Here is a 21861-nt window from a genome sequence, read left to right as displayed (position 1 = left end):
GGCATGGCCGCCGCTTTCCCTTATGGCGCGGGACGCGGGCGGGGCAATGCCTTCGCGCGCAAAAAGAAGATCGCGCCGGTGCCCCGAAGGGGGCTGAAAACGGGAATGCGGTGCGGACGGGAAACCGTCCTATTCCGCGGCTGTCCCTGCAACTGTAAGCGGTGAGCGCGATGCACTTCGGCCCAGGGGCCGGCCACTGGACGCAAGTCCGGGAAGGCGTGCATCGCCGCATTGACCCGCGAGCCAGGAGACCTGCCGGCGCATGGTCGCTCTTGCCTTGGTCCAGGGTATGGCCATGGCACGGTGTTCTCCGTCTGAGCGACGAAGCGGCGCAGGGCCGCATCGGTGCGGGGGGAGGGCACGGGCGCCGGCCATTTCCCCCGTCCGGCCGCGCGAGCGGACGCCCTGAGCCATGTTGCACCGGCGCTCAGGGGGAATATAGCCATGTTGAGGATTTCCATTTCCATCGCCGCCTTGCTCGCGGCCGCTCCCGCCCTGGCGGAGGATGAGATCATCGTCACCGCGCTGGGCATCGAACAGCCGCGCGACGAGGTCGGCCAGGCAGTCACCGTCATCGACGCCGACACCATCCGCACCCGCCAGAGCGTCAGCGTCGTCGACCTGCTGGCCACCACGCCGGGGGTGCGCTTCAACCGCAGCGGCAGCCTTGGCGGCGTGACCGGGGTTTCGTTGCGCGGGGCGGAAACGACGCAGACGCTGGTGCTGATCGACGGGGTCAAGGTCAACGACACCAGCGGCATCGGCGACATGTACGACTTCGGCAATCTGCTGACCGGCAATATCCGGCGAATCGAAATTTTGAGGGGGTCCAACTCCATCGCCTATGGCAGCCAGGCCATAGGCGGCGTCGTCAACATCATGACCGGCACGCCTGCCGCCGGTTTCGCGGGCAATGCCTCGGTCGATTACGGTTACAGCAATACGCTGAACGCCAAGGCGGATGTTTCGGGCGGCAGCGGCATCGCTTCGGGCGGCGTCGGCATCGCCTATTTCAACACCGACGGCATTTCCTCCGCCGCCAGCGGCACGGAAAAGGACGGGTATGAGAATATCGCCGCCAATGCCAAGCTCAAGCTGGCCTTTACCGATACGCTCAGCCTCGACCTGCGCGGCTATTATATCCATGCCGATCTGGATACCGACAACGGCGTGGTGGACAGCACCGCCGACAGCTCGAAATCCGATCAATATGTCGGCTATGCCGGTCTGAACCTGTCGCTGTTCGACGGCAGGCTCACCAACCGGGCGGCCGTGACCTGGTTCCGCATGGACCGCGACTATACATCCGCATTCGGCCCTTATGGCTATTCGGGCACCAATCTGCGCTTCGAATATGAGGGCGTCTATCAGCCGGTCGATCAGGCGAAGCTGGTCTTCGGCTATGAACATGAACGGCCCGACTACGACTTCTCCGGCTTCGGCTCGACCGAAAGCCACCGGGCCGATATGGACAGCGTCTATGCGCTGGCCATCGTGAAGCCGGTCGCCGGCCTGTCGCTGACCGCCGGCGCGCGGCATGACGATCACAGCCAGTTCGGCGGCGCGACCACCTTCGGCGCCAATGCGAACTACACGCCCAACGCCGGCGCGACCAACATCCGCATGAGCTATGGGGAGGGGTTCAAGGCCCCCTCGCTCTACCAGCTTTACGGCGCCGACGTCGGCAATGCGGGCCTGCGCCCGGAGCGGTCGAAAAGCTACGACATCGGCTTCGACCAAAGGCTGGACGGCGACCGGGCGATCCTCTCCGTCACGGCTTTCCGCCGCGACACCAAAGACCAGATCAACTATGATTATTCGATCGGTCTTTACGGCGGTTACAATAATCTCGACCGCACCCGCGCCAAGGGGGTGGAGGCGATGCTGGCCCTGAAGCCTGTCGATGCGCTGACCGTCACCGCCGCCTACAGCTATGTCGATGCGCGCGACCGCAATACCGACGCCCGGCTCCCGCGCCGCGCCGCCGATGCGGTCAGCGTTTCGGCGGACTATGTCTGGCCCTTCGGCCTGTCGACCGGCGCGACCGTGACGATGGTAGGCGACAGCTTCAACGATGCGACCAACGCGATCCGGCTGGACGGCTATGCCGTGACGGACGTGCGGGCATCCTTCCCGATCCGGGAAAATCTGGAAATCTACGGCCGCATCGACAATCTGACCGATGAGAAATACGCCACGGTCCATGGCTATGGCACCTACGGCCGGTCGGCCTTCGGCGGCGTGCGTGCGCGCTTCTGAAAATAGCCTAATGGCGCGGCGCGGCGTTCACCCGCGCCGTGCCCTTGCGCTGCGCCGTGCCTTGGTGCGCAGCGCCGTCAAGCTGCGCTGTGCCCTTGTGCGCAGCGCCGTCAAGCTGCGCTGCGATGCCCCGCGCCGCCTCGACATAGGCGGGGCCGCCGCACACCGTCCACGCCTGCGGCACGCGGATGCGCGGGATGGCGCGCAGTATGGGGTGGTGCAGCATTTCCGTCCCCTGATCGACCACCTTCTCGCTGCCGGTCTCCACGATCAGCCAGTCCGGACGGGCGGCGATCATCTCCTCCAGCGACAGTTGCGACAGCGCCGGCTTGCCCAGCCTGCGGGCCAGATTGATCAGGCCCACCCGCTGCATCAGGTCGTCGACCAGCGTGCCGGTGCCGGTCATATAGCCGCGCCGCTGATAATAGGCGGCAACCCCACGACGCTTCGGCGGGGGCAGGGCGGCCAGGTCGCGGTTCATCCGGGCGATCATCGCTTCGCCCCGTTCGGGATGGCCGACCGCCGCCGCCACCTGCCGGATCTGCGTCAGGATCATGGCATAGCTGTCCGCGCTCGCCAGCCCCAGGGTCCGCCACTCGCCCGGCGGCGCGCCGACGACGCTGCCGCCGGAAGGAAAGCCGATCAGCAGGTCGGGGCGGATCGCCAGCACTTCCTCCGCCGGGCGCTTGAGGGTGCGGAAGGCGCGGGCCCTGCCGACCGCCGCCGACAGTTCCGGGTCGTGCCCATAGGGGCTGAGCGCGGCGATCTGCGCCGGGTCCGCCAGAGCGAGCACATATTGGTCGGCGCAGGTGTTGAGCGACACGATGCGCCGGGGTTGGGCGAGCGCCGCGCCGGTCAGGGCCAGGGCGCAGAACGCTGTAAAGATCATTCTGCACCGCACGCTGCTGCTCCCGGATCGTGCCTCAACAAACCAACGTGCTCCCGCCTTCGCAGGAGCACGGCACGCTGTAGCAAGCAGGGAAGGACGCGCAAGCCATGAGCGCCCGGCGCCATCCGCTGCTGATCCCCACGCTGACGGCGCTGGCGCTGCTGGCCGCCCTTGCTTCCCTCACTCTTGGCGCGGTTCCGCTCTCCCCGGCGCGCATCTTCGCCGTCCTCGGCGGCGGCGGCGATGACGTCGCCCGCGCCATCCTTCTCGACCTGCGCCTGCCCCGCATGCTGCTTGGCCTGATCGTCGGCGCGATGCTCGGGCTGGCGGGCGCGGCGCTTCAGGGCTATCTGCGCAACCCGCTGGCCGAACCTTCGGTCCTGGGGGCATCCAACTGCGCGGCGCTGGGCGCGGTCGGCGCGCTCTATTTCGGGCTGGCGCAGGCGCACCCGCTGGCGCTTCCCGCGCTCGCCATCATGACCGGCCTGATCGGCATAGCCGCGCTGTTCCTGCTCGCGGGGCCCGCGGAAAGCCCGCTCACGCTGATCCTCGCCGGCATCGCCATCGCGACGCTGGCGGGGGCGGGGATCAGCCTGTCGCTGAACCTGTCGCCCAATCCCTTCGCCGCCATGGAGATCATGAGCTGGCTGATGGGCAGCCTGGAAAACCGCGCCTACGGCCATGTCTGGATCGCGCTGCCCTGCGTCGTGGTGGGGGCGGCGCTGCTGATCGCGGACGGACGGACGCTGGACGCGCTGACGCTGGGGGAGGATGGGGCGCAGGCGCTCGGCATCGACCTTCGCCGGGCGCGCATCCGCCTGATGCTGGGCGTCGCCATCGGCGTCGGCGGCGCGGTGGCGGTGTCCGGGGCGATCGGCTTCGTCGGCCTGATCGTGCCGCATCTGGTGCGGCCGCTGACAGACCGCTCCCCCTCCGCCATATTGCTGCCCTCCCTGCTGGGCGGCGCGGCGCTGCTGACGCTGGCGGACATCGGCGTGCGGCTGATACCGACCGGCAGCGAACTCAAGCTGGGGGTGCTGACGGCGCTGCTGGGCGTTCCGGTGTTCCTGATGCATCTGATGCGGGAGAGGCGGCTATGGTGACGATCCGCGCACAGGGGCTTTCCGTCAGGCTGGGCCGCCATCCGGCGGTAAGCGGCGTCGATCTTGCGCTCGGGCCGGGCGAGCTGGTCGGCATCATCGGTCCCAATGGCGCAGGGAAGTCGACGCTGATCCGCGCCATGCTGGGCCTTGTGAAACGGGAAAACGGCTCCGTCCTGATCGACGGCGCCGATAGCGCGCGGCTCGGCCGGCAGCAGATCGCCCGGCGCATCGCCTATCTGCCGCAGGGACAGACGCTGCACTGGCCGCTGGCGGTGGAGCGGCTGGTGGCGCTGGGCCGTCTGCCGCATCTGGGGCCGCTGTCCCGCCTTTCCGTGGAGGATGAGGCGCTGATCGACGCCGCCCTGATGCGCGCCGACGCACTGCATCTGAAGGGCAGGGTGGCGACCGAATTGTCGGGGGGCGAGCGCGCCCGCGTGCTGCTGGCCCGGGCGCTGGCGGTCGGCGCGCCCGCGCTGATCGCGGACGAGCCCTTGGCCGCGCTCGATCCGGGGCATCAGATCGACGTCATGGACCTGCTCAGGGCAGAGGCGCGGGCGGGATCGCTGGTCGTCACCGTGCTGCACGACCTGGGCATGGCGGCGCGCTATTGCGACCGGCTGGTGCTGATGGATCGCGGCTCGCCGGTGGCCGACGGCGCGCCGCTGGACGTGCTGACGGCAGGGCATCTCGCCAAAGTGTACGGCATTTCGGCACGCATAGAAACGGATGGCGACTGGCCATTGATCCTGCCGACCGGGCGGACCGCGTCCTGACCGTCATCTGCGGCGTGCTCCCGCCGTTGCAGGAGCACGCGGCACGCTATTCGGCAAAGGCGCGTGGCGCGGGCGCGACGACCGTGAAGGTGCCCGCGCCGATCTCCGATACTTCCAGCGCCCGTTCCGCAATGCCGTCCCGGCCGAAGCGGAACGCGCCGTCGATCCCGGCAAAGCCCCCCGCATCGCGCAGCCGCGCCGCCGGGAAGGTCGTCCCCGGCTTCCAGTCGCGCGCGATCCGCACGGTCAGCAGCACCGCGTCATAACCGAGCGCCGACAACCGGAACGGCGCATTGCCGTAGCGCGCCCGATATTTGGTCGCGAGCTGGCGGTAGAGGCCATCCGACACGCTGGCGAACCAGGCGCCGCGCAGCACCGGGCTGGACGCCAGGCCGCTGTCCGTATTCCACAATTCGGTGCCCAGCAGCCGCGCCGTCGCGCCGCCATTCTTCCGCACGATCGGCGCGACCTGCACCGCCACCCGGCCGCTGTCCGCGATCAGCAGCGCGTCATAGCTGGAGGACGCCTGCAATTTCCTGACCGCCGCCGTGATGGAGGTGGGGCTGCGGTCGAAGGTCTGCATCGACACCACGGTTCCGCCCGCACCCTCGACCGCGCGCAACAGGGCGGTGCCCGACCGCTCGCCATAGGTTCCCTTGGGCACCAGCGCGGCGAATTTGGACAGGCCCTTGCCCCTGGCGAATTCCACCACCCGTTCGATCGACTGGTTGGGGTTGTAGCCCATGATGTAGACGCCGTTCCCGGCCACGCTGGTGTCGTTGGAGAAGCTGATGACCGGCACATTGGCCCGCGCCGCGATGGGGCCGACGATCCGCGCATCCTCCGCCAGCAACGGCCCCAGGATCAGCTTGTTGCCGTCCGCCAGCGCCTTGTTCGCCGCCGCCGCCGCGCCGACCCCGGTGTCGTAGGTGGTGATGCGCACCTTGTCGGCCTTGGTGTCGAGCAGCGCCAGCGTGGTCGCATTGGCGATCGACTGGCCGACCCCGGCATTGGGACCGCTCATTGGCACCAGCAGCGCGACGCGATGGCGCAGCGTGTCGGTGGGCAGGCCTTCGGTGACGTCCGGGCCCGTCTGCACCGGCCCGCTGGGCTGCGCCGGACCGGGGCCCTTGGGCACGATCGACTGACAGGCGGCGACCAGCAAAGCCGTCGCGGCGAACAAAATCCGCCCGGCGCGTCGCATCGAAGCGAACAAGTCCGCTTGCCGGGGGGCATCCGTCTCTGTCATCTGGCATCCTTATGGAAACTGAACCGTCTAGGCTTGAACCGGGGCTTTACATCGTTGCGGGGCCGATCGGCAACCTTGCAGACCTAACCCCCCGCGCGGCCGAAGTCCTGCGTCTGGCCGATGTGATCGCCGTGGAAGATACACGGGTCAGCGCACGGCTGCTGCGCCATGCCGGGTCCGACCGGCCGATGGTCCCCTATCACGACCACAGTGCGGAGGGGGTGCGGGCCCGCCTGATCGAGCGGATGGCGCGCGAATCGGTGGCGCTTCTCTCGGACGCGGGAACCCCGCTGATCTCCGATCCGGGCTACAAGCTGGTGCGCGACGCCCGCGCCGCCGGACGCAGGATCACGACGCTGCCCGGCCCCAGCGCCGCCATCGCCGCGCTCACCCTGTCGGGCCTGCCCACCGACCGCTTCGTCTTCATGGGCTTCCTGCCGTCGAAGCAGAAGGCGCGGGGCGACGTCCTCGCCGAAGTCGCTGCCCTGCGCGCCACGCTCGTCTTCTACGAAAGCGGCCCGCGCCTGTCGGAAAGCCTTGCCGCCATGGCCGAGCATCTGGGCGACCGCGAAGCCGCCGTCTCGCGGGAGATCAGCAAGGCCTTCGAGGAAACCGCCACGGGCACGCTGAGCGAACTCTCCGCCCGCTATGCCGACGCCCCGCCCAGGGGGGAGATCGTCGTCACCGTCGGCCCCCCCGGCGAGGCGCCGCCCCCCAGCGCCGAGGATGCCGACGCGGCGCTGCTGGAGGCGATGGAACGCCTCCCCCTGTCCAAGGCGGCTGGGGAGGTCGCGAAGAAGCTCGGTCTCGACCGCCGCGCCCTCTACGATCGCGCGCTGGAACTCAGGGGGTGACGGGAACTCGGGGGGTGAAGCGCCGGGCAGCCGAAAAGCGCGGAAAACAGGCGGAGCGCATCGCCGGCTGGTGGCTGCGGCTCAAGGGCTGGCAGATCGTCGGCCGCCGCCTGCGCACGCCCGCGGGGGAGGTCGACCTCGTCGCCCGGCGCGGCAGGATGCTGGCCTTCGTCGAGGTCAAGGCAAGGGCGACGGATGCCGATCTTCACCTCGCCATAGACGAACGCCGCCTCTCCCGCGTCGCGGCGGCGGCGGAAATCCTGTTCCACGACCTTGCAAAACCGGGCGACGACATGCGAATCGACGTGATGCTCCTTGCGCCGGGCCGCCCGCCGCGCCATCTGGCCAATGTCTGGCACGGGGGGTAGGTTGAACCGATCCTCCCGTTCCGTTCGCCCTGAGCCTGTCGACCCGAGGGCCGAGCTTGCTCAACGGCGAAACTTCTCTTCAGGAAAGGGATGGGCTTCGACAGGCCCATCCCGAACGGTAGGAAAAGCAAGTCGATGACGACCGAACTCAACCCGCTCACCGTCGCCGTGCAGATGGACCCGATGGAGGGCATCAGGATCGGCGGCGATTCGACCTTCCACATCATGCTGGCGGCGCAGGCGCGGGGACACCGGCTCTATCATTATCTCGCCCCGGACCTCACCTATCGCGACGGCCGCGTGCTGGCGCGGGCGCGGCCGGTCAGGGTGCAGAAGGTGGAGGGCGATCATTTCGCCTTCGGGGAGGCGGAGGTGCTGGACCTTGGCCGGGACGTCGACGTGGTCCTGATGCGGCAGGACCCGCCCTTCGACCTCAGCTACATCACCGCCACGCACCTGCTGGAGCGCGTGCAGGAAGAAACGCTGGTGGTGAACGATCCCGCCTCCGTCCGCAATGCGCCGGAAAAGCTGTTCGTGCTCGACTATGCGCGCTTCATGCCGCCGACGATGATCACCCGCGACCTGGAGGAGGTGAAGTCCTTCCTCGCCCAGCATGGCGAAGTCGTGGTGAAGCCGCTCTACGGCAATGCGGGCAATGCCGTCTTCCATGTCGGGCGGTCCGGCGCGAATCTCTCCGCGCTGGTGGAACTGTTCAAATCCTCCTGGGTCGAACCCTTCATGGTGCAGGCCTTCATCCCCGGCGTCGCGGAAGGCGACAAGCGGATCGTGCTGGTCGACGGCGAAGTCGCGGGCGCGGTCAACCGCATTCCCGGCGCGGGCGAGATCCGCTCCAACCTCGCCGTGGGCGGTTCGGCCGCGAAGACGGTGCTGACCGAACGCGAACTGGAAATCTGCGAAGCGCTGGGCCCGGAACTCAGGCGGCGCGGCCTGCTGTTCGTCGGCATCGACGTGATCGGCGGCGAATGGCTGACGGAAATCAACGTGACGTCCCCGACCGGCATCGTCTCCATCGACGCCTTCAACGGCACGGACACCGGCGGGATGATCTGGGACGCGATCGACGCCCGGCTGGCGGCGCGGGCAGCCGCTTGAATCGATATGGCGTCATCCCGGCCGGGGCGGGGACGCCATGCGGCAGGGCCGACCGCGCGAAGGGATGGGCGATCGGATGACCGACTGGGTCCTCCGCCTGATCGATGCGGGCGGCTATTGGGGCATATTCGTCCTGATGGTGCTGGAAAATGTCTTCCCGCCGATCCCGTCCGAACTCATCATGGGCATTGGCGGCATCCGCGTCGGGCAGGGCCGGATGGAGATGGGATGGCTGCTGTTCGCGGGCACCGTCGGGACCACCATCGGCAATTATTTCTGGTATATGATCGGCCACCGGCTGGGCTTCGGCCGGTTGAAGCCGATCGTCGACCGCTATGGCCGCTGGGCGACGCTGGAGTGGAAGGATGTCGAGGCGCTCGACCATATCTTCGGCAAATATGGGCAGATCGTGGTGTTCGTGTTCCGCTTCATGCCCGCCTTCCGCACGATGATCTCGCTGCCCGCCGGCCTGTTCCGCATGGGGCATGTCCGCTTCCTGCTCTGGACCAGCGGCGGGGCGCTGGTGTGGAACATCGTCCTTGCCTATGCAGGCTATATATTGGGCCAGAATTTCCGCGACATCGACAAATATGTCGGACCCGTGGCGACCGCCTGCGTGGTAGGGGCGGTCCTCTTCTATCTCTGGCGGCTGGCCACCTGGAAGCCGAGGGGGTGATCCCGGATCGTCATGCTCCCGCGCGGGCAGGAACCCGGTCCGGACGAGGAAACGGCTTCACGCCCGGGGATGGGCGTTGCGATAAATATCCAGCAGATGCGCCGCATCGACCTGCGTATAGATCTGCGTCGAGGACAGGCTGGCATGGCCCAGCAATTCCTGCAACGACCGCAGGTCCGCCCCGCGCCCCAGCAGATGCGTCGCGAAACTGTGGCGCAGCGCATGGGGCGTCGTCCGGTCCGACAGGCCCAGCCGTCCCCTCGCGCCCTGCACGGCGCGGCGGATCAGCGCCGGCGAAAGCGGCCCGCCCCGCGCGCCCCGGAACAGCGGCCCGTCCTTCTCCTGCCCAAAGGGACAGAGCGACACATAGGCTTCCATCGCCTCCCGCACCTGCGGCAATAACGGCACGATCCGGGTCTTGCCCCGCTTGCCCGTGACGCGCAGGGTTTCCCCCAGGGGCAGCACCGCGCCGGTCAATCCCATCGCCTCCCCGATGCGCAGTCCCGCCCCGTAAAGCAGCAGCAGCACCGCCCAGTCCCGCGCGCCGATCCACGGCTCCCGCGCGGTTTCGGCTATGTCCCCGGCCAGCGCTACAGCCTCGTCGGGCGACACGGGGCGGGGCAGGCCGCGCTTCACCCGCGGCCCCTTCAGCATCGGGACGCGGGCATCCTCGCCGCCCACGAACCGCAGGAAACCGCGCACCGCCGACAATTCCCGCGCGGCCGAGACGTTGCCGATGCCGTCCATCCGCCGCACCGTCAGGAAAGCGCGCAGATCGGCCTGTTCGATGCCCGCCAGCATCGCCGCCGTCACCGCTTCGCCGCGATGCTCCTCCAGGAAGGCCAGCAACCGTTCGGCGGTCGCCACATAGGCGCGCACCGTATGCACCGACCGCCGCCGGTCCAGCGCCAGATGCCGCCGCCATTGTTCGCAAAGATCGTCCGAAGCCGCCATGGCGCCATGATAGGGCAGGGGATCGCCCTTGAAAACCGCCCGGAAATGGGCACATGGGATCGGACATGGCAACACCCTTCGATCCGGCCGACCTGCCCACCGGCACGCTGATGCGGCTTTCTCCGCTGGTGGGTCGCGTGCTCGCGCCCAATCCCTCGCCCTTCACCTATACGGGCACGCAGACCTATCTGGTGGGTGCGCAGGATGTGGCGGTCATCGATCCCGGCCCCGACGATGCGGCGCATCTGGCCGCGCTGCTCGACGCGATCGGCGGGCGTCCGGTCAGCGCGATCCTCTGCACCCACACCCATCGCGACCATAGCCCGGCCGCCGCGCCGCTCAGCGCCCGGACCGGCGCTCCGGTCGTCGGCTGCGCGCCGCTGACGCTGGACGACGACGGCCCTCGCGCCGATGCCGCCTTCGACGCCGCCTATCGTCCGGACCGGGTGCTGGCGGATGGCGAACAGCTTGGCGGCCGGGGCTGGACGCTGACGGCCGTCGCGACGCCGGGCCACACCTCCAACCATCTCTGCTTCGCGCTGGCGGAGGAAAATGCTCTGTTCACCGGCGATCATGTGATGGGCTGGTCCACCAGCGTGGTTTCCCCGCCGGACGGAGACATGACCGCCTATATGGCCTCGATGCAGCGGCTGCTCGACCGGACCGACGCGGTCTATTATCCGGCCCATGGCGATGCGGTCGACAATCCGCAGCGGCTGGTGCGCGGCATGATGGGCCACCGAAAGCAGCGCGAAGGCCAGATATTGCGCTTTCTGGAACGCAACGGCGCATCGGAAATCCCCGCCATGGTCACGGAAATGTACAGGGGCGTCGATCCCCGGCTGCACAGCGCCGCGGGGCGTTCGGTGCTGGCGCATCTCATCGACCTCGACGGGCGCGGCATCGCCGCCGCGACGGGGGACGGACGATGGCAGTTGCGCTGAAGCGCTTCGCCGGCCCCGTCCTGGCCGTCCTGGCCCTGCTCGCCGCGGGGGCGGCCATGCTGGTCGGCTGGCACCGCTATGAACGCGACTATGCAGTGACGGTGGAGGAGGACGGCTCGGCCGTCACCAGGGTCATCGCGGAACGTTTCGCGGGCGCTTCCAGCCTCAAGGTGTCGGAACTGTCCGGCACGATACAGAGCACGGCGCAGGATGTGCGCGGCTTCGGGCTGCTGAAGTCGGACCAGCTGGTGAAGATGCCCTTTTCGGTCGCCTATTTCATCGACGTCGGCGGCATCGGCGCCGGCGATCTGGAATGGAATGAAAAGAACCGGACGCTCATCGTCAACGCGCCGGACGTGAAGCCGGGGCGGCCCAATATCGACGAAAGCCGCCGGACGCTGGTGCAGACCAACGGCCTGTTCGTGACCCGGCAGGCGGGGGAGGAACTCAGCCGCCGCACCTCGCTCCACGCGCAGGGACGCGCGGACAGGGAAGCGCGCTCGCCCGAACGCATGGCGCAGGCGCGCGATTATGGCCGCGCCGCGCTCGGCAGGCTGCTCGGCGCGCCGCTGGGGGCGCTGGGCTATGGCGACGCGCGGGTGATCGTCACCTTCCCGCCGGAACGCGCCGACCGCGACCGGGATCGATGGGACGTGACGACGCCCATCAACGATGTACTGGCCAACAGCCGCAACGCCCGTTAGGGGGCGCTGGACGAAGGCCCTTCAAGGAGCAGGGTAGGGACATGAACGCCATCACCGGAATCCCGCAGGGGATCGACCTGCGCGCGGAGATCGACCGGCTGCGCAAGGAACGCAACGCCGTCATCCTCGGCCATTATTACCAGAAGCCGGAGATCCAGGACCTGTCCGATTTCGTGGGCGATTCGCTGGAACTCTCGCGCAAGGCGGCGGAGACGGACGCCGATGTCATCGCCTTCTGCGGCGTGCGCTTCATGGCGGAAACGGCGAAGATCCTCTCGCCGGAAAAGATCGTGGTGCTGCCGGACATGGATGCGGGATGCAGTCTGGAGGACAGTTGCCCGCCCGCCCAGTTCAAGGCCTTCCGGGAGGCGCATCCCGACCATATCGCGCTCAGCTACATCAACTGCTCGGCGGAGGTGAAGGCGCTTTCCGACATCATCGTCACCTCCTCCTCGGCGGAAAAGATCCTGGCGCAGATTCCGAAGGATCAGAAGATCATCTTCGGCCCCGACAAGCATCTGGGCGGCTATCTGAAGCGCAAGCTGGGCCGCGACATGCTGCTCTGGCCGGGCGTCTGCATCGTGCATGAGGCGTTCAGCGAGACGGAACTGCTGAAGCTCAAGGCCCAGCATCCCGGCGCTCCTGTCGCCGCGCACCCGGAATGCCCGCCCCATATCGTCGACCATGCCGATTATATCGGCTCGACCAGCGGCATATTGGAATTTTCCAAGACCATGCCCGGCGACACGCTGATCGTCGCCACCGAACCGCATATCATCCACCAGATGCAGAAGGCGGTGCCGGAAAAGAATTTCATCGGCGCGCCCGGCGCGGACGGCAACTGCAACTGCAATATCTGCCCCTATATGGCGCTCAACACGATGGAGAAGCTCTATCTGGCGCTGCGCGACCTCCAGCCGCGCATCGAGATGGAGGAGGGGCTGCGCCTCGCCGCCAAGAAGAGCCTCGACCGCATGCTCGAAATGGCGAGCGGCACGGTCGGGCAGGGCGATCTGGGCACGCGCTGATGGAACGGATGGTCACGGCCGTGGAAGTCGCGCGCCGCCACCATATATCGGACAAGCGGTTGCGCGGCATTCTGCGCCGCGACTGGCCATGGCCGCGGCGCAAGCATGACTTCTGGACGTTCCCGGCCGGCAGCGAGCAGGCAGCCATGATGGAAATGATCGCAAAAAGGCTGGCGGCAGCATGACCTTCGCTCTCCCCGGCTTCGATCTCGACGCCTTCATCGCCTCGACCCTGGCGGAAGACCTTGGCCCCGATGGCCGCGACGTCACCAGCGAGGCGGTGATCCCCGCCGACGCGGTCTTCGACGGGGTGATGGACAGCCGCGACGCCGTGACGCTGGCGGGCCTGCCGATCGCCGCCGCCTTCTTCCGAGCGCTCGATCCGGCTGTGGAGATCGAACTGCTGAAGGAGGACGGCGATCGCGTGCCTGCGGGCACCGACATCATGCGCATCCGCGGCAAGGCCCGCGCCATGCTGACGGCCGAGCGGTCCGCCCTCAACACCGTCCAGCACCTCACCGGCATCGCGACCATGACCCGCGCCTATGTCGACGCGATCCTCGGCACCGGCGCGACGCTGCTCGACACGCGCAAGACCATTCCGGGCCTTCGCGTGCTGGAAAAATATGCGACGCGCATGGGCGGCGCGACCAATCACCGCATGGGCCTGTGGGACGCGGCGATGATCAAGGACAATCACGTCGCCGTCGCCGGATCGGTGGAGGAGGCCGTCCGCCGCGCCGCCGCCGCCGGAATCGCCAGCATCATCGTGGAGGTGGACCGCGTCGACCAGATCGAACCCGCGCTCGCCGCCGGGGCCACGCACCTCCTGCTCGACAATATGGACGCGCCCACCCTGCGCGGGGCGGTCACGCTGGTCGGCGGCCGCGTCCCCACCGAAGCATCGGGCGGCGTTACGCTCGACACCATCCGCGCCAGGGCGGAAACCGGCGTCACCTATATCAGCGTCGGCCGCCTCACCCAGTCGGCCCCCGCCGCCGACATCGGCCTTGATTTCGCCTTTGCCTGAAGTCGCGCATGCGCCCCGGCGCTTGCCCGCCGCTGGGCGCATTTGCAGGCCGCCAGGGCTGCATGTCGATACAGCCTAACCCTCGACGATCACCGTCGATGGATGATGCCGGTCCAGATGGTTGCGGATGATGCGCAGATTCTTCGTATTCGACTTGTAGAAGAAATCGAAAACATCCCCGGCAAAGGGAATGGCGCCGATCAGCGTATCGAAGCCGACATTGGCCGCCATGCGCGTGAGCTGCCATTTCGACATGCCCAGGTTCCGCGCTTCCCACACGATCCACGCCCCCATGGCGGCCGTGGCGAAATCGCCCACCACGGGGATCAGCCCCACCAGACTGTCCAGCCCGACCCGCCGGTTGGTGCCGGGAAGGACGAACAGCCCCTCCAGCATCGCCTCCATCATCTCGATCCGCCTGCGCACCGAAGCCGGATCGCGGCCGAATCCGGGCATGTCGCGCACGATCCGGTCGAACTGGTCCTGCGAAATCGCCATCATCCGTCCTCCAAGCATCGGCTTTCGTTGCTCTAGTTGGTGCTCCTGAACAGATGGTTCAATGGGTGCCGCGCCCGGGGCGACGCCATGAAGCCGGTCAGCCGCCGCGCCACCAGCGACCAGCGCACCGGCGCGCCCAGGGCGATGAAGCCGTTATGCGCCTGCATCAGCGCCTCCGCCTGCGCCACGCGGGCCATGCGCTCGTCCAGGCTGGCGGAAAGGCTCGCCGCCTGCAATTGCGCCTCCGCCTCCGCCGAGCAATGCACCTTCCGGGCGCAGCCGATCCGCCCCAGATACCAGAGCGCGCTGTCATAGGCCGCAACCTCGTCGACCAGCCGCAGATCGGCATCGGCCGCCATGTCGACCCGCTCGACAGCCAGGCCGATCATGCCCAGGTCATGCCGCACCAGCCCGAACAGCAGGGTGGAGCCCGGCCCCCTGGGCAGCGCCACGCGCAACGCCGGCGGATCGCCATGCTCGCTGCGCCAGCGTTTCATGACCGCCTGTCCCTGCGCCCAGCGTTCATCCTGCGACAGGCGGGACCAATCCGGCACGGCGGGCGGCGCGGGCAGGTCGAGCTGGCCCGGCACGATCTGCTCCGTCGTGGCCCAGCCGCCGACGGGGAACATCACCGGCAGGCGGCTGCGGTCGATCGCCATGTTGATCGCCCGCCGCACGCCGTCATCCTCCAGCAGCTTGCCGCTCGCCCCGCTCCGGCCCGTCACCGCCAGTCCCAGCAGCCCCTGCACCGGATCGATCCGCACATCGTCGCGGTCGACCCCCGCCGGCACCAGCAGCGGCAGGTCGGAAAAGCGCCCGCCCAGCACGAGCGCGGCCTTGCCCTGCTGGAAACGGGTGATGGCGAGCGCCGCCCGCTCCGCCCGGACGATCCGGGTCTGCCAGGCGGGCACCGGCAGTTCGTCGCCGGATTCGTTCGTGGCCCGCTCCACCGGCGTCAGCACCAGCGCCTTCCCCGGAACGCCGCCCCGCTTCTCCCGCCGATAGGGGCCGGTTCCCCCCTCCCGCGACAGGATCGCCATCTGCGGCTGGGCCAGCATCTGCAACACATAGGGGCGCGGCGCCGCCAGCCTGATCTCGATCACCTCGCCCGTCATCGCCACCACGTCCTGCACCGCGTCCAGCGGCCCGGCGGGGTCCAGCCGGCGCAGCGCCTCTATCCGCGCGGTCAACAGCCGCCCGACATCCTTCGCCAGAACCTTGCTCCCATCCGGCCAGAAGGCGCGGCGCAGGCGGAAGATATAGCTGCGGCCATCGTCCTCCACGATCCAGCGCTGGGCGAGGGCGGGCAGGATCTCGCCGCCGGCATCGAACGCCACCAGCCCCTGCGCGGTGGTTTCCAGGAACAGCTTCGATCCGGGGTCCGGCAGATTCTCCAGGGGCGTGGCGAAATCGGCGGGGCTGCCGATAACGCTGACCGTCACCGGTCCGCTCCCCTCGTCAGAGCAGCCGCCCGTCATCGCCGCCATCAGGGCGGCTCCGCAAAGGGTCAGCCAGGCGGGGAAGGGACGGGAGGGGGCGGAAACCATGTCCGGACAAGGCTTAACCCGCAACCGCGCCCGCGCCAACCGTCATGATGCGGCATGTGCGGGGACCGCTCAAAGTCGCGGAATAGCGGGAACCCAGCCGGGCGCAAGGGGGCCTTTCCCCGCTGTCCCATAGCGGAACAATATTTCATTAACCATGACTCCGCATTGGCCGCAGAAAGGCGCTCCTCTATATCCTTGGATATGCGCCTTTTTTCGACTCTCCTGCTTGTATCCGCCGCCGTGACGGCAACCGCGCTGGCGCAGGGGGTGACGTCGCCCTTCACCGTGGCGGAAAGCGGGCGAAGCTATGCGACGCTGGGGGACGCGATCCGGGCGATCGGCAATGGCCGCGGCACGGTGCTGGTGGCGCCGGGCAGCTATGCGCAATGCGCGGTGCAGCAGGGCGGCGACGTCACCATCCGCGCGCAGAAGCCGGGCACCGCCATCCTCGACGGCGTGGCCTGCGAGCAGAAGGCGGCGCTGGTGCTGCGCGGCCGGTCGAGCACCATAGACGGCCTCATCTTCCAGAATCTGCGCGTGCCCGATGGCAATGGCGCGGGCATCCGGCTGGAAAGCGGCAACCTGACCGTCGCCAACAGCCTGTTCCGCAACAGCGAGGAAGGCATTTTGACGGGCGACGCGCCGGGCAACGCGATCAGCATCGACAGGTCGACCTTCCGCCATCTGGGGCGCTGCGACCGCGACCTCGCCTGCGCCCACGGCATCTATGCGGGCCGCTACGGCAGCCTGACCGTCACCCGCTCCCGCTTCGACCAGGGCGATGGCGGTCATTATCTGAAAACCCGCACGCCCCGCGTCATTATCACCGACAACAGCTTCGACGACAGCGGCGGGCGGCTCACCAACTATATGATCGACCTTTCCAACGGCGCGAGCGGGACGATCAGCGGCAATGAAATGGTGCAGGGCCGCGACAAGGACAATTACAGCGCCTTCATCACCGTGGCGCCGGAGGGGCGGGAGCAGGACAGCACGAACCTCTCCATCGCGAACAACCGCGCCTCCTTCGTGCCGGGGTTGCAGCGCAACAGCAGCTTCGTCGCCAATTTCACCGACGACGCGGTGAAGATCGGCCCGAACCGTCTGGCAAGCGGCATCAGGATCACCGATCGCCGCTGACGGCGCCAAATTCCGCCATCGGCTCGCATTCTCCTATAAGCTTGACCCTTTCCGAAGCGATTGGAGGGCAAGCGATCATGGCGAAGCGGACGATCATTCTCCGTCTGGTGATCGACAATTCGGTTCCGGATGTCACCTATAGCCTGCAAGACAGAAAGGGTGCGCCGGTAGGCCCGGTGGTCGCGCGCAACGAAGCCCTTCGCTTCAATGTGCCGGTCCAGCTCGCGCCGGGGCCGAAGCTCAGCGGCGAGTTCGTCCGCCGGGAAGGTCCAGAACGCCGCTTCGTCTATATCGCCATCGGCGGTCAGGCCGGCGATCCTGCGTCCCCGTGGAGCCGCCGTGCCAAGATCGACGTTCACGATATTTCTCATGATCTTCTGGAACAGGCGGCGCCGCCTGCGGCGCTGGAATGTCACTTGCCCGGCCGCGCCAGGGATGACGGCCCGTCCTGCGCCACCATTCAGCCGCTCGACGGCTGGCGGGTTGCGAACTGAGGAGCAAAGGTTGCTTCTCACCCCGAAATGCATCCGATCCGACTTGCATGGCCTGACCGCCGCGCCGATAATCCCCGCCCATGCGCACCACCTACAACTCGGCCACCGTCCGCCTCTATCATCTTAGCGACGCTGACGGCGGCGGCGCGGCGACAACGCTCTTTTACGGCCCGTTGAGCGAAGCCCTGCGCATCGCGGAGAAGCAGCCGCAGGATGTGCAGGACGGCCTTTTCCTCGCCACGGACAATGACGTGGTGGCTTATCTCGATCTTATGGAGGGTTAGCTTTCCGGGGCCATCGGCGCCTCTCTCGACCCCGGAACAAAGCCCGGCAAAACAGGTTGATCCCGTGCAGGCGGCGGGCGTCGACAGCGGCTTTGCGAAGGCCGTGGAGGAGAGAGATGTCATGGTCACTCTGACCCCGCTGGAAGTCGGCCTGGCGCTTCTGGCGCTTGTTCTTGTCGTGGCGGCCGCCGTCTTGGCCGTCGCCCATCGCCGCCGCGCTGATCTGCGCGCCCGGTTCGGCCCGGAATATGGCCGGACCGTGGAAATGACCGGCAGCGCGCGCAAGGCGGAGGCGGAACTGCAACAGCGTGAAAAGCGCGTCGCCGCCTTTCCCATCCGTCCGCTTTCGCCGCAACAGGCCGATGCCTTCACCGATGCCTGGGTGCGGGTGCAGGCGCAGTTCGTCGACGACCCGCAGGGCGCGGTCTCGCGGGCCGACGTGCTGCTGGCCGAGGTGATGGAGGTGCGCGGCTATCCCGTCGTGGACTTCGAGCAGCGTTCGGCCGACCTGTCGGTGGACCATCCCGAAGTCGTCCAGAATTATCGCGCGGCCCATGACATCGCCCTGCGCCATGCGCGGGGCGACGCGGATACCGAAGACCTGCGCCGCGCCATGATCCATTATCGCGCGCTGTTCGACGATCTGGTGCATGAGCCGGTCGATCACCGCATGGCGCCTTCGGTCTCGCGGCTGAGGCAGGACGATGTGCGCGGGCCTGATCCGCGCTGAAGCCAAAAAGGGGCGGACGGGTCCGGCGCAGGTCAGCCGGACCCGCCACGATCCGCCGCCGCCGCGCTCAACCGTCGGCGAAACCGAAGGGCGCGTGGGTTCGCCGGAAATCCTCCGGCAGCATGTCGCGCCCGATGGGCGGGGCGGATCGCGCCATGCACTGGCTGCGATGGCACAGGCGGCAGGTGACGCCTATCGGCGTGGGTTCGGGCGTCGCCTCGCCGGTCGTGTAGATCAGCCGATGGGCGTGCTCCGCCGCGCAGCATAGCGCGATCGCCCGCTCGATCTTCGGCGCGCCCCAGCCGCCGCCGCCCGCCGTCACCGTCCGCGCGATGGAAAAGAATCGTTGCCCGTCGGGCAGTTCCAGCCATTGCGTCAGCAATTCCCTGGGCCGCTCGAACGCATGATGCACCGACCAGAGCGGGCAGGAGCCGCCATGGCGCGCAAAGGGAAAGCCAGCGCTGTCCAGCCGCTTGCTGACATTGCCCGCATGGTCGACGCGCAGGAAGAAGAAGGGAACGCGCTCCTGCCCCGGCTTTTGCAGCGTGGTGAGGCGGTGGGCCGTCTGCTCGAAGCTCGCGCCGAACTGCCGGGCCAGCGCCTCCACATCGTAACGCCGCGCCTCCACCGCCTTGGCGAAGACGGTATAGGGCATCAGGATCGCCGCCGCGCCATAGCTGGCCAGCGCCCGCCGGGTCAGCCGCCGCCCGCTCTCGCTCGCGAACTGGCCGTCCTTCAGCACCGCGTCGAAATCGCGGCGCATCTCCAGATAGGCGATCTGCAACGCCAGTTGGAACTGGGTGCTCGCCCCGTCCAGCGCGTCGTCCAGCAGCACAGCGTCGCGGTGCCGGTCCAGCCGCCGCATCGATCCCGCCATGACGTCGGGCGGCAGGCGCCGGACCCGCAGATTATGCTTCGCCTTCAGCCATGCCGACAGGCTCCCCGCCGCCTCCACCTCCTGCGCCAGCTTTTCCCCCGCATCGTCCAGCAGCGGAAAGCTGTTGCGCCGCGCGCCCAGGAATCGCCGCGATTCGGCCACCGGATCGGGCGCCTCGGCGGCATCTTCCCGCTCCACGCCCCGGTCCGCCAGCGCCAGTTGCTCCTCGCGATAGGCGGTGTGCAGCCGCAGCAAAGCCTCTGTGATCCCCGGATAATTGACCGCGACATCCCCGGTCGCCAGCACCGGCAGGTCGATGTCCGCGAACATCGGGTCCCTCAGCACCGCCTGCAATCGCGCGGTCTGCTCGGCGCCGCCGTCGCCCGCCAGCTCGCTCATGTCCATCTTGTAGGTGCGGGCAAGGCGCAACAGCATGTCGGCGGTCAGCGGCCGCTGGTTGCGCTCCAGTAACGCCACATAGCTGGCGGAAATCTCCAGATCCGCCGCCATGTCCGCCTGCGTCAGACCCAGTTCGCGCCGCAGCCTGCGCAGCCGCGGCCCCATGTAAACCGGTCGATCCTTGGCCATTCGTCGAGCGCTCCTGTGCAGCCTTTACAACTTTACACGCAATTCTTGTAAAGTTCTACAACTGAACTTCACGACCCCTGCCGCACCCGCGAAAGCCCGATTAGAAAAACGCCATTCATTCACCACATCGTTCATGGGATCGAGCTGTCATGACCTACCAACAGGAAATCACGAAGGCTGGCGCCACCATCGGGGGTCAGGGCCATTGGGACGGCATCGCGGCCGAATCGGTCGCCCGCATGCGTCTCCAGAACCGTTTCCACACCGGCCTCGACATCGCGCGCTATACCGCCGGCATCATGCGCCGCGACATGGCCGCCTATGACGCCGATCCGGCCAACTACACCCAGTCGCTGGGCTGCTGGCACGGCTTCATCGGCCAGCAGAAGATGATCAGCATCAAGAAGCATTTCGGCACGACCAAGGGCCGCTACCTCTATCTCTCCGGCTGGATGGTCGCCGCGCTGCGCAGCGAATTCGGCCCGCTGCCCGACCAGTCGATGCATGAGAAGACCAGCGTCCCCGCGCTGATCGAGGAACTCTACACCTTCCTCCGCCAGGCCGACGCCCGCGAACTGGGCATGATGTTCCGCGACCTCGACGCCGCCCGCGAAGCCGGCGACGAAGTCAAGGCGCAGAAGATCAGCCATGACATCGACAATTACGAAACCCATGTCGTCCCGATCATCGCGGACATCGACGCGGGCTTCGGCAATGCCGAGGCGACCTACCTGCTGGCCAGGAAGTTCATCGAGGCGGGCGCCTGCTGCATCCAGATCGAAAACCAGGTTTCGGACGAAAAGCAGTGCGGCCACCAGGACGGCAAGGTCACGGTTCCGCATGAGGACTTCCTCGCGAAGATCCGCGCGGTCCGCTACGCCTTCCTGGAGCTGGGCGTCGACGACGGCATCATCGTCGCCCGCACCGACTCGCTGGGCGCCGGCCTCACCAAGCAGATCGCCTACAGCAAGGAAGATGGCGACCTGGGCGACCAGTATAACAGCTTCCTCGACGTCGAGGAGGTCACCGACTTGGGCAGCCTGCGCGGCGATGTCGTGCTGGCCCGCGACGGCAAGCTGTTCCGTCCCAAGCGCCTGCCGTCGAACCTCTTCCAGTTCCGCAGCGGAACCGGCGAGGACCGCGTCGTGCTCGACTGCATCACCTCGCTCCAGAACGGCGCGGACCTGCTGTGGATCGAAACCGAAAAGCCGCATGTCGAGCAGATCGCCGGCATGGTCGACCGCATCCGCGAAGTCGTGCCCAATGCGAAGCTGGTCTACAACAACTCGCCCTCGTTCAACTGGACGCTGAACTTCCGCCAGCAGGTCTTCGACGCCTGGACCGCCGAGGGCAAGGATATCAGCGCCTACGACCGGGCGAAGCTGATGAGCGCCGATTACGACGCGACGGACCTGGGCCGCGAGGCCGATGAGAAGATCCGCACCTTCCAGAAGGATGCGGCGGCGCGGGCCGGCATCTTCCATCACCTCATCACCCTGCCGACCTATCACACTGCCGCTCTGTCGACCGACAATCTTGCCAGGGAATATTTCGGTGAGGCAGGCATGCTCGGCTATGTCGAGGGTGTTCAGCGCAAGGAAATCCGCCAGGGTATCGCCTGCGTCAAGCATCAGAACATGGCCGGTTCGGACATTGGCGACGACCATAAGGAATATTTCGCGGGTGAAGCGGCGCTGAAGGCCGGCGGCGCGCACAACACGATGAACCAGTTCGCAGCCTAGGGGCTGCGGCGGGAACC

Annotated in this window: 23 protein-coding genes and 1 riboswitch; of the genes, 17 read left to right on the top strand and 6 right to left on the bottom strand. The window is 67.6% G+C overall.

The window, feature by feature from the left end; genetic code table 11:
• Nucleotides 1–59: 59 nt before the first annotated feature.
• Nucleotides 60–275: riboswitch (cobalamin riboswitch) on the top strand.
• Nucleotides 276–444: 169 nt separating this feature from the next.
• The gene (locus tag A8G00_RS24250; protein WP_103001914.1) at nucleotides 445–2259 is read left to right on the top strand and encodes a TonB-dependent siderophore receptor; all 1815 of its coding nucleotides are present in this window, start codon (nucleotides 445–447) and stop codon (nucleotides 2257–2259) included.
• Nucleotides 2260–2266: 7 nt separating this feature from the next.
• Here the strand turns inward: A8G00_RS24250 and A8G00_RS24245 are convergent, their stop codons facing one another.
• The gene (locus A8G00_RS24245) at nucleotides 2267–3160 is read right to left on the bottom strand and encodes an ABC transporter substrate-binding protein (protein ID WP_103001913.1); all 894 of its coding nucleotides are present in this window, start codon (nucleotides 3158–3160) and stop codon (nucleotides 2267–2269) included.
• Nucleotides 3161–3255: 95 nt separating this feature from the next.
• Between A8G00_RS24245 and A8G00_RS24240 the strand changes: the two genes are divergently transcribed.
• Nucleotides 3256–4251, top strand: coding sequence for an iron ABC transporter permease (locus tag A8G00_RS24240; RefSeq protein ID WP_099186128.1), 996 nt, complete (start codon nucleotides 3256–3258; stop codon nucleotides 4249–4251).
• Nucleotides 4245–5024, top strand: coding sequence for an ABC transporter ATP-binding protein (locus A8G00_RS24235; RefSeq protein WP_103001912.1), 780 nt, complete (start codon nucleotides 4245–4247; stop codon nucleotides 5022–5024). Before A8G00_RS24240 ends, A8G00_RS24235 begins: the two co-directional genes overlap by 7 nt.
• 46 nt (nucleotides 5025–5070) lie before the next feature.
• Here the strand turns inward: A8G00_RS24235 and A8G00_RS24230 are convergent, their stop codons facing one another.
• Nucleotides 5071–6228 carry a penicillin-binding protein activator gene (locus tag A8G00_RS24230; RefSeq protein ID WP_103001944.1) on the bottom strand — a complete coding sequence of 386 codons (1158 nt, stop codon included), beginning with the start codon at nucleotides 6226–6228 and terminating at the stop codon, nucleotides 5071–5073.
• Nucleotides 6229–6284: 56 nt separating this feature from the next.
• Between A8G00_RS24230 and rsmI the strand changes: the two genes are divergently transcribed.
• From rsmI to A8G00_RS24210, 4 genes are all read left to right on the top strand, one after another.
• The gene (gene rsmI / locus A8G00_RS24225) at nucleotides 6285–7127 is read left to right on the top strand and encodes a 16S rRNA (cytidine(1402)-2'-O)-methyltransferase (protein WP_103001911.1); all 843 of its coding nucleotides are present in this window, start codon (nucleotides 6285–6287) and stop codon (nucleotides 7125–7127) included.
• Between the two features lie 14 nt (nucleotides 7128–7141).
• Complete coding sequence (locus A8G00_RS24220; RefSeq protein WP_025547016.1) at nucleotides 7142–7495, top strand: YraN family protein; 354 nt, start codon at nucleotides 7142–7144, stop codon at nucleotides 7493–7495.
• 135 nt (nucleotides 7496–7630) lie between these two features.
• On the top strand, nucleotides 7631–8608 hold the full coding sequence (gshB, locus tag A8G00_RS24215; RefSeq protein ID WP_025547014.1) for a glutathione synthase: 978 nt from the start codon (nucleotides 7631–7633) through the stop codon (nucleotides 8606–8608).
• 76 nt (nucleotides 8609–8684) lie between these two features.
• Complete coding sequence (locus A8G00_RS24210) at nucleotides 8685–9284, top strand: DedA family protein (RefSeq protein WP_025547012.1); 600 nt, start codon at nucleotides 8685–8687, stop codon at nucleotides 9282–9284.
• Nucleotides 9285–9341: 57 nt separating this feature from the next.
• On the opposite strand, the gene A8G00_RS24205 is transcribed toward A8G00_RS24210, so the two are convergent.
• Entirely contained in the window at nucleotides 9342–10238 is an 897-nt protein-coding gene (locus A8G00_RS24205) for a tyrosine recombinase XerC (protein ID WP_025547010.1), read from the bottom strand.
• 65 nt (nucleotides 10239–10303) lie between these two features.
• Between A8G00_RS24205 and A8G00_RS24200 the strand changes: the two genes are divergently transcribed.
• Genes A8G00_RS24200 through nadC form a run of 5 tightly spaced genes read left to right on the top strand, consistent with a single transcriptional unit; the run spans nucleotide 10304 to nucleotide 13944 of the window.
• Entirely contained in the window at nucleotides 10304–11182 is an 879-nt protein-coding gene (locus tag A8G00_RS24200; RefSeq protein ID WP_103001910.1) for an MBL fold metallo-hydrolase, read from the top strand.
• Complete coding sequence (locus A8G00_RS24195) at nucleotides 11167–11886, top strand: DUF4230 domain-containing protein (protein ID WP_103001909.1); 720 nt, start codon at nucleotides 11167–11169, stop codon at nucleotides 11884–11886. The genes A8G00_RS24200 and A8G00_RS24195 overlap by 16 nt, the downstream gene beginning before the upstream one ends.
• 41 nt (nucleotides 11887–11927) lie before the next feature.
• Complete coding sequence (nadA, locus tag A8G00_RS24190; RefSeq protein ID WP_044660157.1) at nucleotides 11928–12914, top strand: quinolinate synthase NadA; 987 nt, start codon at nucleotides 11928–11930, stop codon at nucleotides 12912–12914.
• Complete coding sequence (locus tag A8G00_RS24185) at nucleotides 12914–13099, top strand: hypothetical protein (protein ID WP_025547004.1); 186 nt, start codon at nucleotides 12914–12916, stop codon at nucleotides 13097–13099. The genes nadA and A8G00_RS24185 overlap by 1 nt, the downstream gene beginning before the upstream one ends.
• Nucleotides 13096–13944, top strand: a complete 849-nt coding sequence (nadC, locus tag A8G00_RS24180; RefSeq protein WP_025547002.1) for a carboxylating nicotinate-nucleotide diphosphorylase — start codon at nucleotides 13096–13098, stop codon at nucleotides 13942–13944. The genes A8G00_RS24185 and nadC overlap by 4 nt, the downstream gene beginning before the upstream one ends.
• Before the next feature lie 75 nt (nucleotides 13945–14019).
• Here nadC and A8G00_RS24175 read toward each other — a convergent pair whose 3' ends face one another.
• Nucleotides 14020–14442, bottom strand: coding sequence for a DUF4112 domain-containing protein (locus tag A8G00_RS24175; RefSeq protein ID WP_025547000.1), 423 nt, complete (start codon nucleotides 14440–14442; stop codon nucleotides 14020–14022).
• A gap of 32 nt (nucleotides 14443–14474) precedes the next feature.
• The gene (locus A8G00_RS24170; protein WP_044660155.1) at nucleotides 14475–15989 is read right to left on the bottom strand and encodes an ABC transporter substrate-binding protein; all 1515 of its coding nucleotides are present in this window, start codon (nucleotides 15987–15989) and stop codon (nucleotides 14475–14477) included.
• A 201-nt stretch (nucleotides 15990–16190) separates the two neighbouring features.
• Here A8G00_RS24170 and A8G00_RS24165 point away from each other — a divergent pair, with 201 nt between their 5' ends.
• From A8G00_RS24165 to A8G00_RS24150, 4 genes are all read left to right on the top strand, one after another.
• Nucleotides 16191–17129 (top strand): right-handed parallel beta-helix repeat-containing protein, encoded by a 939-nt coding sequence (locus A8G00_RS24165; protein WP_025546998.1) that lies wholly within the window; start codon nucleotides 16191–16193, stop codon nucleotides 17127–17129.
• 77 nt (nucleotides 17130–17206) lie between these two features.
• A complete protein-coding gene (locus A8G00_RS24160) occupies nucleotides 17207–17623 on the top strand; it encodes a DUF5990 family protein (protein ID WP_103001908.1) in 417 nt (138 codons plus the stop codon).
• Between the two features lie 80 nt (nucleotides 17624–17703).
• A complete protein-coding gene (locus tag A8G00_RS24155; RefSeq protein WP_103001907.1) occupies nucleotides 17704–17907 on the top strand; it encodes a hypothetical protein in 204 nt (67 codons plus the stop codon).
• 121 nt (nucleotides 17908–18028) lie between these two features.
• Nucleotides 18029–18637, top strand: a complete 609-nt coding sequence (locus A8G00_RS24150; RefSeq protein WP_216365663.1) for a hypothetical protein — start codon at nucleotides 18029–18031, stop codon at nucleotides 18635–18637.
• Nucleotides 18638–18704: 67 nt separating this feature from the next.
• Here A8G00_RS24150 and A8G00_RS24145 read toward each other — a convergent pair whose 3' ends face one another.
• On the bottom strand, nucleotides 18705–20102 hold the full coding sequence (locus tag A8G00_RS24145) for a short-chain fatty acyl-CoA regulator family protein (RefSeq protein WP_103001906.1): 1398 nt from the start codon (nucleotides 20100–20102) through the stop codon (nucleotides 18705–18707).
• Between the two features lie 149 nt (nucleotides 20103–20251).
• On the opposite strand from A8G00_RS24145, the gene A8G00_RS24140 reads away from it, so the two are divergent.
• Nucleotides 20252–21844 (top strand): isocitrate lyase, encoded by a 1593-nt coding sequence (locus A8G00_RS24140; RefSeq protein ID WP_103001905.1) that lies wholly within the window; start codon nucleotides 20252–20254, stop codon nucleotides 21842–21844.
• Nucleotides 21845–21861 lie beyond the last annotated feature (17 nt).

Source organism: Sphingobium sp. SA916, from assembly GCF_002894065.1.
Classification (GTDB): domain Bacteria; phylum Pseudomonadota; class Alphaproteobacteria; order Sphingomonadales; family Sphingomonadaceae; genus Sphingobium; species Sphingobium fuliginis.
The sequence above is the reverse complement of the archived record's forward strand: the minus strand, read 5'-3'. Positions and strand labels throughout refer to the sequence as shown.

Bases quoted from the DNA above. Each gene is read 5' to 3' on its own strand.
- A8G00_RS24250 (WP_103001914.1), top strand. From the start codon at position 445: ATGTTGAGGATTTCCATTTCCATCGCCGCCTTGCTCGCGGCCGCTCCC.
- A8G00_RS24240 (WP_099186128.1), top strand. From the start codon at position 3,256: ATGAGCGCCCGGCGCCATCCGCTGCTGATCCCCACGCTGACGGCGCTG.
- A8G00_RS24235 (WP_103001912.1), top strand. From the start codon at position 4,245: ATGGTGACGATCCGCGCACAGGGGCTTTCCGTCAGGCTGGGCCGCCAT.
- A8G00_RS24230 (WP_103001944.1), bottom strand. From the start codon at position 6,228: ATGCGACGCGCCGGGCGGATTTTGTTCGCCGCGACGGCTTTGCTGGTC.
- rsmI (WP_103001911.1), top strand. From the start codon at position 6,285: ATGGAAACTGAACCGTCTAGGCTTGAACCGGGGCTTTACATCGTTGCG.
- gshB (WP_025547014.1), top strand. From the start codon at position 7,631: ATGACGACCGAACTCAACCCGCTCACCGTCGCCGTGCAGATGGACCCG.
- A8G00_RS24210 (WP_025547012.1), top strand. From the start codon at position 8,685: ATGACCGACTGGGTCCTCCGCCTGATCGATGCGGGCGGCTATTGGGGC.
- A8G00_RS24205 (WP_025547010.1), bottom strand. From the start codon at position 10,238: ATGGCGGCTTCGGACGATCTTTGCGAACAATGGCGGCGGCATCTGGCG.
- A8G00_RS24200 (WP_103001910.1), top strand. From the start codon at position 10,304: ATGGCAACACCCTTCGATCCGGCCGACCTGCCCACCGGCACGCTGATG.
- A8G00_RS24195 (WP_103001909.1), top strand. From the start codon at position 11,167: ATGGCAGTTGCGCTGAAGCGCTTCGCCGGCCCCGTCCTGGCCGTCCTG.
- nadA (WP_044660157.1), top strand. From the start codon at position 11,928: ATGAACGCCATCACCGGAATCCCGCAGGGGATCGACCTGCGCGCGGAG.
- A8G00_RS24185 (WP_025547004.1), top strand. From the start codon at position 12,914: ATGGAACGGATGGTCACGGCCGTGGAAGTCGCGCGCCGCCACCATATA.
- nadC (WP_025547002.1), top strand. From the start codon at position 13,096: ATGACCTTCGCTCTCCCCGGCTTCGATCTCGACGCCTTCATCGCCTCG.
- A8G00_RS24175 (WP_025547000.1), bottom strand. From the start codon at position 14,442: ATGGCGATTTCGCAGGACCAGTTCGACCGGATCGTGCGCGACATGCCC.
- A8G00_RS24170 (WP_044660155.1), bottom strand. From the start codon at position 15,989: ATGGTTTCCGCCCCCTCCCGTCCCTTCCCCGCCTGGCTGACCCTTTGC.
- A8G00_RS24165 (WP_025546998.1), top strand. From the start codon at position 16,191: ATGCGCCTTTTTTCGACTCTCCTGCTTGTATCCGCCGCCGTGACGGCA.
- A8G00_RS24160 (WP_103001908.1), top strand. From the start codon at position 17,207: ATGGCGAAGCGGACGATCATTCTCCGTCTGGTGATCGACAATTCGGTT.
- A8G00_RS24155 (WP_103001907.1), top strand. From the start codon at position 17,704: ATGCGCACCACCTACAACTCGGCCACCGTCCGCCTCTATCATCTTAGC.
- A8G00_RS24150 (WP_216365663.1), top strand. From the start codon at position 18,029: ATGGTCACTCTGACCCCGCTGGAAGTCGGCCTGGCGCTTCTGGCGCTT.
- A8G00_RS24145 (WP_103001906.1), bottom strand. From the start codon at position 20,102: ATGGCCAAGGATCGACCGGTTTACATGGGGCCGCGGCTGCGCAGGCTG.
- A8G00_RS24140 (WP_103001905.1), top strand. From the start codon at position 20,252: ATGACCTACCAACAGGAAATCACGAAGGCTGGCGCCACCATCGGGGGT.